Origin of the sequence: Nakamurella sp. A5-74 (assembly GCF_040438885.1) — a bacterium.
Lineage (GTDB): Bacteria > Actinomycetota > Actinomycetes > Mycobacteriales > Nakamurellaceae > Nakamurella.
Genome location: NZ_CP159218.1, coordinates 2217313 through 2229954 on the forward strand (window position 1 = coordinate 2217313; position 12642 = coordinate 2229954).

The 12642-nt window shown below is 70.5% G+C and carries 13 protein-coding genes; 9 read left to right on the forward strand and 4 right to left on the reverse strand.

Annotation, left to right across the window (positions count from 1 at the left end; genetic code table 11):
• Nucleotides 1-239: 239 nt before the first annotated feature.
• From ABLG96_RS10145 to ABLG96_RS10165, 5 genes are all read left to right on the forward strand, one after another.
• A complete protein-coding gene (locus tag ABLG96_RS10145) occupies nt 240-884 on the forward strand; it encodes a DUF4333 domain-containing protein (RefSeq protein WP_353651204.1) in 645 nt (214 codons plus the stop codon).
• A gap of 5 nt (nt 885-889) precedes the next feature.
• Nucleotides 890-1261, forward strand: coding sequence for a DUF4333 domain-containing protein (locus tag ABLG96_RS10150; protein WP_353651205.1), 372 nt, complete (start codon nt 890-892; stop codon nt 1259-1261).
• A gap of 66 nt (nt 1262-1327) precedes the next feature.
• Entirely contained in the window at nt 1328-2509 is a 1182-nt protein-coding gene (locus ABLG96_RS10155; RefSeq protein ID WP_353651206.1) for an amidohydrolase family protein, read from the forward strand.
• Nucleotides 2510-2539: 30 nt separating this feature from the next.
• Complete coding sequence (locus tag ABLG96_RS10160; protein WP_353651207.1) at nt 2540-2935, forward strand: DUF4440 domain-containing protein; 396 nt, start codon at nt 2540-2542, stop codon at nt 2933-2935.
• Nucleotides 2932-3576, forward strand: a complete 645-nt coding sequence (locus tag ABLG96_RS10165) for a nitroreductase family protein (protein WP_353651208.1) — start codon at nt 2932-2934, stop codon at nt 3574-3576. Before ABLG96_RS10160 ends, ABLG96_RS10165 begins: the two co-directional genes overlap by 4 nt.
• Here the strand turns inward: ABLG96_RS10165 and ABLG96_RS10170 are convergent.
• From ABLG96_RS10170 to ABLG96_RS10185, 4 genes are read right to left on the reverse strand one after another with little or no spacing between them, the layout of a single operon-like run.
• Complete coding sequence (locus tag ABLG96_RS10170; protein ID WP_353651209.1) at nt 3570-5300, reverse strand: DUF885 domain-containing protein; 1731 nt, start codon at nt 5298-5300, stop codon at nt 3570-3572. The genes ABLG96_RS10165 and ABLG96_RS10170 overlap by 7 nt on opposite strands.
• Nucleotides 5297-6298, reverse strand: a complete 1002-nt coding sequence (locus tag ABLG96_RS10175) for an LLM class flavin-dependent oxidoreductase (RefSeq protein WP_353651210.1) — start codon at nt 6296-6298, stop codon at nt 5297-5299. Before ABLG96_RS10175 ends, ABLG96_RS10170 begins: the two co-directional genes overlap by 4 nt.
• A gap of 28 nt (nt 6299-6326) precedes the next feature.
• The gene (locus ABLG96_RS10180; protein ID WP_353651211.1) at nt 6327-6677 is read right to left on the reverse strand and encodes a TIGR04076 family protein; all 351 of its coding nucleotides are present in this window, start codon (nt 6675-6677) and stop codon (nt 6327-6329) included.
• Entirely contained in the window at nt 6674-7615 is a 942-nt protein-coding gene (locus ABLG96_RS10185) for a 5'-3' exonuclease (protein WP_353651212.1), read from the reverse strand. Before ABLG96_RS10185 ends, ABLG96_RS10180 begins: the two co-directional genes overlap by 4 nt.
• Nucleotides 7616-7647: 32 nt before the next feature.
• On the opposite strand from ABLG96_RS10185, the gene ABLG96_RS10190 reads away from it, so the two are divergent.
• From ABLG96_RS10190 to ABLG96_RS10205, 4 genes are all read left to right on the forward strand, one after another.
• Entirely contained in the window at nt 7648-8871 is a 1224-nt protein-coding gene (locus tag ABLG96_RS10190) for a Xaa-Pro peptidase family protein (protein ID WP_353651213.1), read from the forward strand.
• Entirely contained in the window at nt 8871-9356 is a 486-nt protein-coding gene (locus ABLG96_RS10195) for an Lrp/AsnC family transcriptional regulator (RefSeq protein ID WP_353651214.1), read from the forward strand. The genes ABLG96_RS10190 and ABLG96_RS10195 overlap by 1 nt, the downstream gene beginning before the upstream one ends.
• 167 nt (nt 9357-9523) lie before the next feature.
• On the forward strand, nt 9524-10477 hold the full coding sequence (locus ABLG96_RS10200; RefSeq protein WP_353651215.1) for a hypothetical protein: 954 nt from the start codon (nt 9524-9526) through the stop codon (nt 10475-10477).
• A 37-nt stretch (nt 10478-10514) separates the two neighbouring features.
• Nucleotides 10515-12641, forward strand: a complete 2127-nt coding sequence (locus ABLG96_RS10205) for a prolyl oligopeptidase family serine peptidase (RefSeq protein WP_353651216.1) — start codon at nt 10515-10517, stop codon at nt 12639-12641.
• The last annotated feature ends 1 nt before the right edge of the window (nt 12642 follow it).

Below are 12642 nucleotides of genomic sequence, written 5' to 3' on the forward strand. Positions count from 1 at the left end.
CTTGATGCGTGGCCCGTCTGATCGTGGCGCCGCCGGCGTCATTTCTTGACGTTTCGGCCCACTGACGACGGCGTGCTCGCGTAGCGTCTGCCCATGGATCGGATACCGATCGGCGGAACACGAGCGGTGCTCGGCGACGACGGTCCACCAGCATGGTTGGATCGCAGCAGTGGATCGGGTGGGACCCGACATCCAGACACCGAACCGGCTCGGCGGCCGGGCATCTCAGGAGGCACTCGATGAGCACGCCGTATGGACAGGGTGGGGACTCAGGTTCCCCGCAGTGGTCCGGATACACCGGTGACCAGGGCCAGTACGGGCAGCAGGGCGGCGACCAGTACGGCCAGCCCCAGCAGCCGCAGTACGGCCAGCCGCAGCAGCAGCCGCAGTACGGTCAGCCGCAGCAGCAGCCGCAGTACGGCCAGCCGCAGTACGGTCAGCCGCCGCAGCAGCCGCAGTACGGCCAGCCGCAGTACGGCCAACCCCAGCAACCGCAGTACGGACAGCAGGGTGGATACGGCCAAGCCGGGTACGGCCAGCAGCCGTACAACCAGTACGGCTCACAGACCCCGGCGAAGAAGTCCAACAAGCCGTTGATCTTCGGCGGCGTCGGGCTGGTCGTGGTCCTCGCGATCGTCGCAGTGCTGCTGTTCCTGTGGCCCGGTTTCTCGCTGACCAAGGTGACCGCGGATTCGATCCAGAAGCAGCTCGCGATCAAATCCGGTGTTCCGGCCTCGGACATCAAGTGCCCGGACGGCGAGAAGGCGTTCAGCAAGCACACCTTCACCTGCACGCTGGCGGACGGCCGGAAGATCGACGTGACGATGACCGGCGAGAAGGATGCGAGCGGCAACGCGCTGTTCGAGAACACCGATCCCAAGTAGGTCGGTTGACCTCTTCCGAGTACGGACCCCAGTACGGAAGTCCGTACGAGTTCACTTCTGACCCCGCGGACGGCGATACGCCGCCACCGCGGGGTCGTCGTGCGATCGGGGTGGGCATCGCTGTCGGTGCGGTGCTGGTGCTCGTCGTCGTCGCGCTGTTCTGGTGGCCCGGCTGGCTGGCCCGCTACGTGCTCGACGCCGATGCCGTCGAGCAGCAGGTGGCCAGGATCGTCGGCGTCGACCCCGGCACGGTCAGTTGTCCGGACGGTGAGAGCGCCACCGAGGCGCACACCTTCACCTGCACGCTGTCGACGAGCAGGCAGACCGTCACGATCACCGTGTTGGGCGACGATCGTGGGTCCTATCTCGTCGGCTGAGTCGGACCCTGTCAGGACCTGTGTCCCGCGAACCGCGACCGGGAACGCGTGGTGCACGCTGGCAGCATGAGCTCGCTCGTGCTGACCCAGGCCCGCATCGTCGATGTCGGTTCCGGGGTCGTCGCTCCCGGTGCCGTGCGCATCGTGGACGGCCGCATCGCGGAAGTCGGTCCGGCGGTTGCTCCCCGGCCCGGTGAGCAGCACGTGGACGCTGCGGGGAAGTACGTGATTCCCGGCCTGGTCACGGTGCACACGCACCTGTCCATCGTGTTTCCCTTCTCGGACACCGACGAGCACGAGGACCCGGACACGACGCTGGCCAGGGCTCGCACCCGCGCGCAGGAGGCGTTGCGGGTCGGTGCCACCACCGTGCGCTGCATCCACGAGCAGCACCGGGTCGACCTGACGGTGCGGGCGCTCGCCGCCGAGACCGCGGATCGCACCGTTCCTCGGATCGTTGCCGGCGGCCGCGCGCTCTCGGTCCCCGGTGGCCACGGCCAGGGCACCGGGTCGGTGTACTGCTCCGGGCCCGAGCAGTTCTACGCCGCGGCGATGGACGAGCTCGACGCCGGCGCGGACCACGTCAAGATCTTCATCACCGGCGGCCTGGCGCATGCGGGGGAGAGTCCGGCCGAGCCGGAGATGAGCCGCGCCGAGATGGCCGCCGTCGTGCGGGCCGCGGCGGAGCACGGCACCTACGTGGTGGCCCACGCCGGGCACCACACGGCGATCCGCGAGGCCCTCGATGCCGGGGTCACCAGCTTCGAGCACGCCTACGAGGTCGACGAGCAGACAGCAGACCTGTTGGCGCAGCCGGGAATCTTCGTCTCGCCGACGTTGATCGTGAGCAGTTCGCAGGCCACCATGCGGGCTCTCGGCTTCGAGCAGCACTCCCGCGACAACGCCCGACGCGCAGCGCCGGCCCACCTGCGGAGCATCCGCCGCCTGGTGGCGGCCGGGGTCTGCATCACCCACGGCACCGACTATCCGCCCGGCCAACAAGTGGAGGGCGTCAGCGCCGTTGCGACCGAGGCGATGCTGCTGCAGAGCGCTGGTCTGAGCCCGTTGCAGGTGCTGCAGGCGGCGACGACCAATGGCGCCCGACTGGTCGGTTTGCAGGACAGCATCGGTGCGATCCAGCCGGGGTACGCGGCAGACCTGGTGCTGCTGGACGCCGATCCGACCGCCGACGCGGCGGCCCTCGCGCGGGTCCACCTGGTGATCAACGGCGGGCACCTGGTGACCTGACGGGTCCGTCCAGGGACGACACTGGGTCCCATGAGCGAGACAGCTGATCCGGTGAGCGCCATCGAGGACATGTACGCGGCCTACCTGGTGGGGGACCGGGACCGGCTGGAGGCCAATCTGGACGACACCTGCACGTTGTGGGATGCCGGCCAACCCGGGCTGATCACCAAGGCGGAACTGCACCAGTTGCGCCGGGACCATCCGCCGAGCGGTGCGCGACCGGAGGCGCTGGACGTCTCTGACGTGCGGGTCCGTGAGCTCCCGGGTGACGGCCGGCTGGTGGTGCTGACGCATGTCGTCACCGGGCGCTTCCCGGCTGCCGCCGCACTGCCGCCCGAGCGGCTGAGGGTCAGCTCGGTGCTGCAGTTCACCGACCGGTGGCGGATCCTGCACCACCACGAGGAGCCGGAGGCGACTCGATCGTGACCGACGACGCGGCGCCGCCCGACTCGGGCTTCACGGCGCTGGTCCGCTCGCGGCGGATGGTCCGCCGGTTCACCGAGGGGCCGGTCCCGACGGATCTCGTCGAGGGGATCGTCCGGCTCGGTCTACGCGCCCCCAGTGCCGGGTTCTCCCAGGGCTGGGACTTCGTCGTGCTGGACGATGCTGTTGCCCGGCAACGGTTCTGGGCCGCCACCAGTGACGCCGACACCGAACCGGACAGCTGGTTGCGCGGGGTCGGAGCAGCGCCGGTGCTGATCCTGTGCTGCTCGGACAAGCAGCGCTATCTGCACCGCTACGCCGAGCCCGACAAACCCTGGCAGGACGGCAGCGACGAGCACTGGCCGACGCCGTACTGGGACGTCGACACCGGCATGGCAGCGATGATCATGTTGTTGGCGGCGACCGATGTGGGTCTGGGGTCACTGTTCTTCGGCGTACCCGGCGAACGGATCACCGCCGTGCTCGACGCGTTCGACATCCCGACGGATCGCCGGCTCGTCGGGGTGATCGCCCTCGGCTGGCCGGCGGAGTCGGTGCCCAGCGGCAGTACCAGGGTGCGGAAGCGTCGAGAAGTCTCCGAAGTGGTACACCGCAACAGGTTCGGATCTAATTCGGGTCAGTGACCGGTCGACAGCACCCGATCCCGCAACGCTCCCAGCCCCATCGGACCGCGCCGCAGCAGCGAGGTCCGGTAGGTCCGTTCGCCGAATCCGGGAAGCCGCCGGGCGCCGGCGAGGATCTCGTCGAACAGCCGGGCCCCCACCCGGAACGCGAGGGCCTGGCCCGGCCAACCCAGATAGCGCTCCACCTCGAAGTGGGCGGCGGCGGCGCCCAGACCACTGATCCGCCGCAAGGACTGCTCGGCGGCGGGAATCGTCCAGTGTTCGGGATCGCCGTCGACCACACCGCGCGGCGGCCGCAGCCCGAGGTGCAGGCCGGTGTCGATGACGATCCTCGCAGCCCGCCAGGCCTGCGCCATCAGCATCCCCAGCCGATCCGCAGGGTCGTCCAGCAGGCCGATCTCACCGGCCCACGACTCCGCATGGTGGGCCCAACCCTCGGCGTGACCGTGCACATGGCAGCAGAAGCGTTGCCAGGAATGCAGTTCCGGGTTCTCGGCAGCCAGGGCGATCTGCAGGTGGTGTCCGGGAACGCCCTCGTGGTGGGCGGTGCTGTGCTCCCGCCAGGTGTGGACCGGCACGCCGGGCTCCCTGGCCCACCAGACCGTTCCGGGTGCACTTCCGTCGACCTCGGCCGGCTCGTAGTACATGACGCCGGCCCCGGAGTCCGAGATCCGGCATCGCGGCAGTGGGTGCTCCGGCAGGGTGACGAAGCGACTGTCGAGCACCGCACAGGTGCGCTGGAGGGTCTGCTCGAGCCACCGCTCGACCTGCGGGCCGGTGTGCAACAGCCGTGCGGGGTCGGCGTCCAGCTGCGCGGCCGCGGCGGCCGGCCCGTCGGGGTGGATGGTGCGGGCCAGGGCGTCGATCTCGGCGCTGATGCGGTGCAGCTCGTGCTGACCCCAGGCGGCCAGCTCGTGGGGATCGACGTCGTCGCCCAGATATGCGCCGGCAGTGACCGTGTAGATCTCCGGTCCGACCGCATCCCTCGTCCGGGCGTGCGGTGCGAGGTCCAGCAGGAAGGCGCGGTACTCCCGGACGCCGCCGACTGCTGAGTCGATCGCCGGTGCCAGACGGGCTCGCTGCGCCTGCGGTGCGCGGGTGAGCTGGGCGCGGAACCAGTCGCTGCCCGCGGGATCGATCCAGTCGCCGCACTGGCCGGCGACGGCGAGCACCTGCCGCCGGGCCGGGACCCGACCCTCGGCGATCGCCCGCTGCACGGTGTCCCGGTGACCCCGCAGTGCGGAAGGGAGCTCACGCAACGATTCCGCGGCGCGGCTCCAGCCGGCATCCACCGCTGCCGGTCCGCTGCCGGCGATGCTCAACAGGGCCGCACTGTCCAGGGCCTGTCCGATCTCGGACCGCAACCGCTGCGGCACACAGGCCAGCGGGGCCAGCTGTTCGGCGCCGAATCCCACTGCGTGCAGGGCCAGCTCGGCCTGTGCGCGGTCGGCGAGGGCCGCGGCCAGGTCGAGACCGGCGGCGTCGTTCGGGACGGCGGAACGCAGGGCGCTCAGCACGCGCTGATGGGCTGCGAGCCTGTCGTCCACCGCGGCGGGCCCGGACGCGCTCAGCAGCGGGACGTCCACCGATAGCCCGGCCGCCCGCGCGGCTCGCGCCGCCACCGGATCGGTGGGAGAGAGGTCCAGCAACAACCGGTCGGCGATGGAGCGCACCCCAGGGGGTGCGGTGTCCGTCGTGGTGGTCGTCGACGTCACCGTCTTCATCCCGCCCGGGTGGCAGCTGCACCCGTGCCCGCAGCTGCTGCGGCGCTGCGGATCTGCGGGAGTACTGATCCGAGCAGCTCGACACCGCGCACCGGGTCGGGTCCGTGCGGGGTGCCGAACTCGATGCGGTCGGCCCCGGCGGCGAGACAGGCTCGGGCGTGCACAGCGATCTGGTCGGCGGTGCCGGCGAAGGTGAACGCGTCCAACAACTCCTCGGACACCAGCTCGGCGGCCGCTTCGGTGTCCCCGGACTTCACGAACGACCGCAGGTCAGCCAGCAGCGGCGGCGCGATCCCGACCGTCGGGTCGAGGGCGCCCACGACGTCCAGATACAAGCAGACCTGCTGGCGCGCCAAGGTTCTGGCGACATCCGGGTCGGAATCGCAGACCGTGACGGCACCGACCACCAGGCGGACCTCGGGGGGCAACCAGCTCCGCATCAGGGCGGTCATCGCCGGGTTCGCGCTGCCGCCGATCTTGACCTCCTCGACACCGAGCTCGCCGGCCATCCGGGCGGTACGGCGACCCCAGGTGCCGATCAGCATCGGTGGCCGCTGCTCCGGCAGGGTGCCGTTCAACCGGAAACCTCGTGGCAGCTGCAGGTGTCGGCCGGTGAATCCCCGGTCGTCGCCGTCGAGCAGGGCCCGGATGACGGTGACCGATTCGGCCAACCGGTCCAGCCCGCCGGCGTCGGGGATGCCGAGACCGTCCAACCAGGCGCCGCGCGCCAGGCCGCAGTACGCCCGACCCCCGGAGAACAGATCGAGGGTGGCCACCTGGGCGGCGATGTCGACCGGATGCGTGTAGGCGGGGCTGTGACAGGCCACTCCCAGTCGAACGGCGTGAGTGTGCGCCGCAATGGTGGTCAGCGCCGGTCCGGGCGGCTGGAAGCCCAGGTCGGCGAAGACGCTGACGCCATCGAACCCGGCATGCTCCGCGGCGGCGGCGAGCTCCGCATACGCGGCAGGTGTCTTGTCGGTCTGCAGCGCAATGCTCACCTCCGGTCGGTGCACCCCCCGACGGGGTTCAGGTGAGCTCGTCACGCGCCAACTCCCGCACGTCGCCGCGCTCGATCCGCATGATGAGCCGTTCCTCCGGGTCCGGGCAGGCGACCTCGACGTCGCCGCGCATCCAGTCACCCGCCGGCAGCGGACGCTGGTTCGCCGGCAGCATCGGCAGCACCGCGGCCAGCGCATACAGGCAGAAGTGGCCGCCGCCCTGGATGGAGAGTCGGCTCGATCCGGTGACGACGAAGGCGTCCCCGGGTCGTAGACCGCACACCGAGCGACCCTCGATCCGGTCGACCACCACCCGCAGGTCGCACAGCCCGACCGTCGGGCCGGGGGACCCGGACTGGGTGTCCTCCGGGCCACTCACCAACTGTCCTCGGAGAAACCGAGCACCGTGGTCAGCCGGCGGACGGAGTTGCCGACGCCGTGTTCTGCGGCGAGCGCGGTCAACCGGCCGCCGTCGTCCGGCTCGCTGGGAAGGACGTCCGAGCGGGACATCGTGATGTCGCCGTCCCGCCGCACGGCGGTCACCGCGGGGGCCACCTGCAGATACGCCCGAGCGGGGGCGAGCTTGGCCCGAGGTCCGGACGCGAGCGGAGAATCCTGGTCGTCCAGGGCCGCCAGGATCCCGTCGATGCTGCCGAACCGGGAGATCAACGACGCCGCTGTCTTCTCCCCGATCCCGGCAACGCCGGGCAGCCCGTCCGAGGCGTCACCGCGCAAGGTCGCGTAGTCGACGTAGCCGGATGCCGGCACGCCGAACCTCGCCTGCACGGCGGCGGTGTCGTAGACCATGGCCTTGCTCATCCCCGCACCGATGTACCGCACGACGATGGGTGGTGGCCCGTCCGCGACCAGCTGGAACAGATCACGGTCGCCGCTCACGATCTCAACCGGATCCGTCCGCTCGGTCGCAGCCAGCACGCCGATCACGTCGTCGGCCTCGCAGTGTTCCGCACCTCCGGTGGCGATGCCGATGGCGCCCAGGATGTCCAGCAGGATCGGCACCTGCTCCGACAGCTCGTCCGGCGCCTCCTCGACGTCGGGGACGTCCGGGTCGGCGGTCGCGGAGGCGACCCGGTGGGATTTGTAGGTCGGGATCAGCTCCACCCGCCAGGCCGGCCGCCAGTCCAGGTCGAGGCAGGCGACGGCGCGGGTGGGTCCGGCGTCCGCGATCACCCTGGCCAGGATGTCGAGCGTCCCGCGGACGGAGTTGACGGGCTTGCCGTGCGGCCCGACGGTCGACGTCGGCACGGCATGGAAGGCGCGGAAGTAGATCCCGGCGAGATCGAACAGCTGCAGCATGGGTCGTGACGCTACCGGGCTACGCTGCGCCCATGGCGAACGAGACACCCACACTTCACGACCGCGTCGACGGCAATGTCGACGGCAGCGGCGCCGATCGTGGTTCGGCCGCCGACCCGGCGCTGAGCGCGGTGCCGTCTGCGGCGGTCCACGACGACCGGATTGCCCGCTTCGCCGCCGTACTCGCACGGAGCGGTCTGGACGCCGCGGTGATCGGATCCGGCGCCGACCTGCAGTACCTGGTCGGACACTCGATCGCCTCCCACGAGCGGCTCACCGCCCTGGCGGTCACTGCGGACGGCACCGCTGCTCTGCTGGTCCCGATCCTGGAGCGGCCCGGCTGGAACGGCACGCCCACCCAGGAGTTGGACCTGCAGATCGTCACCTGGACCGACGGCGAGGACCAGCACGCTGCGCTGGCTGCGCTGCTCCCCGAAACCGCCCGGGTGCTGGCCGTCGACTACTACCTGCCGGCGATGCACGCCCTCGGCATCCAGGCAGCGGTGCCGGGTTCCGAACTCAGGCTGGCCGGCGAAGCGATCGCCGAGCTGCGGATGCGCAAGGACGACGCCGAGCTCGCGGCGCTGGCAGCGGTCGGCGCCGCGATCGACCGGGTGCACCTGCGGATGGCGGAATGGCTGCGTGTCGGGCGCACCGAGGACGAGGTCGCCGCAGACATCGGCGCCGCGATCGTGCAGGAGGGGCACACCACCGCCGAATTCGTCATCGTCGCTGCCGGACCGCACGGCGCCAGCCCGCACCATCGCGGGTCGGACACCGTCATCCAGGACGGCGACGCGGTGGTCGTCGACATCGGCGGGCCGGCGGCCTCCGGCTACTGCTCCGACTCCACCAGGACGTATGTCGTGGGAACCCCGTCAGATCCTGACTTCGCAGAGGTCCACGAGATCGTCCGGCGGGCCCAGCACGCCGGGGTCGAGGCCGCGGTCGCCGGGGCTTCGTGTGCGGACGTCGACGCGGCCAGCCGGTCGGTGATCGTCGAGGCCGGCTACGGCGAGTACTTCATCACCAGGACCGGGCACGGGATCGGGCTCGAGGTGCACGAGCACCCGTACCTGGTCAGTGGCAACGACCGCCGGCTGGAGCCGGGGATGACGTTCTCGGTGGAGCCCGGCATCTACCTGCCCGGCCGATTCGGCGTCCGGATCGAGGACATCGTCGCCGTCGGCGCCGACGGCCGGCCCGTGCGCCTGAACAATTCTCCCCGCCAGCTCCTCCGGCTCGGGGACGCCTAGTGTTGGAAGAAGTGGATGCCAGGATCGTCGGGATCCTCGCCGATGACGGCCGGTGCTCCTTCACCGATCTCGCCGAGCGGATCGGGCTGTCCGTTTCCGCTGTGCACCAACGGGTTCGACGGCTGGAGGAGCGGGGTGTGATCCTCGGGTACGGTGCCAGACTCGATCCGGAACTCGTGGGTCTGCCGCTCACCGCCTTCGTCTCGTTGACGCCGATCGACCCGGCCGCCCCCGACGACTATCCGCAGCGGTTGGCCGATCTGTCGGCCATCGAATCGTGCTACTCGGTGGCGGGCACCGAGTCGTACATCATCCAGGTACGCGTCACCTCGCCGGCGGCGCTGGAGGCGCTGCTGGCCCAGATCAGGATGCGCGCCGGGGTCTCCACGCACACCACTGTCGTGCTGTCGACGCCGTTCGAGAAGCGCAACTACCTCGACGGGGTTCCGGGGACCGCGGCGGACCGGGCGCCGCGTACACCGTGATGCGCGCGTCGATCCGGCGGTCGCCGGCCACTCCGCGATCACCGGCCCTGCCGGTCGGGCTGCTGTCCGCGGTTCTGCTGCTCGCGGGATGCAGCGATCCGGTGCCAGGAGCCGGTGTCAGCGGAGTCGTCACGGGGGTGGTCGCTGGTACTCCTGCAGTGCCCCAGGTGGCAACCCTCGTGCTGCAGGCAATCCCTGCCTCAGCGGACACGAAGCAGTCGATCGTGGTCGTTGAGACACCGGTGCTCAACGCGATCGCCGCGCGCCAGGGCTATCCCGCCCAGGACGACGACAGCGGTGGCACACCGGAGGGCCGCTCCCGAGCGGAGAACGCCTACCTGGATCTGAACCCGGTCCGGGAGCCGTGCCGCACCCTCGATGAGTCCTCCGCCCCGCTGCGGACCGCGGCCGCCGGACCGTCCATCACCGTCGGCAGTCGCACCGACGGCAAGGACGGCACCGTCTCCAGGTGTACCGGCGCCGCGGACCTGTCGTTGCTGCGCAAGAACTTTGCCGGCGGTGACGGCGAGCCGACCACGGTCGACGGCGTCGGAGGTCTGCTCGGAGGGGACAGCTTCGTCGGCATCGACACCGCAGCCGGCGCCACCCTCATCCGGGACGGCGAACCGCGGAGCGCCGTCGTCAGCCAGGTCGTCGGCGGCACAGCAGTGCAGGGGTCGCTGTGGCAGGACCCCGATGTGGTCGCCGTGCTGTCCCAGCTGCCGGGTGCCGCCGTGACGGTGCTGGGTACCGACATGGTGCAGGTTCCGCGTGGTCTCGCGCCGCCGGCGGTGTCCGCTGCTCTCGCCACCGTGGTGGCGCGCAACGGCTTCGGGCAGCCGCCGGTACCTGAGTTCGGTGGCTTCGGCTGGATTCCCGGCGACCGTCTCGTCGGTACGTCGGTGTTCGTCACGCTCTACGGTTCCGACCAGGAAGCGGCGACGGCCACCTCGATCCTCACCGCTGTCTGGGCAGAGTTGGGCACCAGCAAGTACACCGGCGCCGTCACCCGGCAGCTGGGTCCGACGGTGGTGACCACGCTCGCCGGGACGACCAGCACCGAGTTCATGCTGCAGGACCTGCAACTGGCCGAGTACCCGGGATTCCTCGACCGAGGCTGAACTGCACCGCTCCGGGGTGCTGTGATGGGATCGGGTGATGAGCACCGATGCCACGGCCAGACCATCGACCATCCCGGCCCCGGAGCGGACGGACGTCGTTGACGACCTGCACGGGGTACGGGTCGCCGACCCCTATCGCTACCTGGAGGACCCGGACGATCCGCGGACGACGGACTTCATCGCGCAGCAGAACCGGGTGAGCGAGCCGGCCCTGGCCGCGCTGCCTGCGCAGCGCTGGTTCACCGAGTCGGTGCTGGGACTGCTGACCACTCCGCGCGCCGGAACGCCGTGGGAGCGCGGCGGGACCTGGTTCCGCCTGCAGAATCCCGGTGACCTCGACCAGGACGTGGTGGTCGCCGCCGACGATCTGCAGCAACTGCTGGACGTGCCCAGGGTGTTGCTGGACCCGAACGCCTTGGCCGCCGACGGCACAGTCGCGCTCAACACGCTGTCCACCAGCCCCGATGGTGCGCTGCTCGCCGTCGGTCTGTCGGAGGCGGGATCCGATTGGCAGACGATCCGGTTCCTGCACACCCGGGGTGCGGACGCCGGAGCATTCCTGGACGACGAGCTGCAGTGGAGCAAGTTCTCCCGACCGACGTGGCTGCCGGATGCCGGGGGAGTGCTCTACTGGCGCTATCCGGCACCGTCAGGTCAGGCGCACAGCGACGAGATGCCGCCAGGCGAACTGGTGCTGCACCGCCTGGGTACGCCGCAGGATGCGGACGAGCAGGTGTGGGCGCAGGCCGACGACGCCGAATCCCACACGGCACAGTGGATGGTCGACCCGGAGTTTTCCTCGGACGACAGCTGGCTGATCCTCACCTCGTCGCCCGGTACCGATTCGCGGACCCGGGTCGAAGTGCGCCCGGTGGGCGCGGACGGCAGCTTCGGACACACCACGGTCGTCGTCGGCGAACTGGCAGCGGCCTGGCATCCGATCGACGTCGTCGACGACGAGCTGTATCTGCTCACCGACGACGGCGCTCCACGCCGCCGCATCGTGCGGATCCCCCTGCAGGACAACACCTCCGCTGCTGGCCTCATCGAAGTGGTGGCGGAAGATCCTGTGGTGCAACTGGAAGCGGTGACCCCGGTCGGCGGGCACTGGGCCGTGGTGTCCTCACTCGACACCGCCCATCGACTGCAGGTGATGACGCTGCGGGGAGAGTCGGTGTTCTCCGTCGAGATCGAACACCCAGCCACCGTGACGGCAGTGAACGGCAGGTTCTCCTCCCAGGAGTTCTTCGTCGGCACCACGTCCTTCACCAGCCGCGAGACGCAGCGACGCGTCGATCTGTCGGTGGCGACCGACCGGGTGCGGATCCTTCCGCAGGAAGCGACCGAGGACATCGCCGCGCCGCCGATCAGCACGGAGCGCCTGACGGCGGAGTCCTCCGACGGCGCGGCAGTGCCGATGACGGTCATCCGGCGTACCGACCTCGCCCACGACGGACCACGCCCGACACTGCTGTACGGCTACGGCGGATTCGACATCCCGCTGAACCCGTCCTTCTCCGCGATGTTGGCGGCCTGGGTCGCCGCCGGCGGGGTAGTGGCCGTGGCGAACCTGCGGGGTGGCGGTGAGTTCGGTCAGGACTGGCACCGGGCCGGCATGCTGCACCACAAACAGCAGGTCTTCGACGACCTGTACGCCTGCGCCGAGAAGCTGATCGCCGCCGGCCTCACCACGTCCGGTGAGTTGGTCGTCCACGGCCGCTCCAACGGCGGCCTGCTCGCCGGCGCCGCGCTGACCCAGCGACCCGAACTGTGGGCTGCAGCGCTGCCGACGGTGGGCGTGCTGGACATGCTGCGGTTCCACCGCTTCACCATCGGCGCCGCCTGGACCACCGAGTACGGGAACCCGGACGATCCGGCCGATTTCCCGGTGCTGCTGGCCTATTCGCCGCTGCACAACCTCGAGCAGGGGCGCAGCTATCCGGCCACCCTGATCTGCACCGGCGACCACGACGACCGCGTCGTCCCGGCGCACTCCCTCAAGTTCGCCGCCGAACTGCAGCGCGCCCAGGGATCCACCGCACCGATCCTGCTGCGGGTGGACACCCGCGCCGGCCACGGCGCCGGGAAGCCGGTGAAGGCCCTCGCCGCCGAGTACGCCGACCAGCTCGCCTTCGCCGCCGCCCACACCGGCCTGCAGCCTTGAC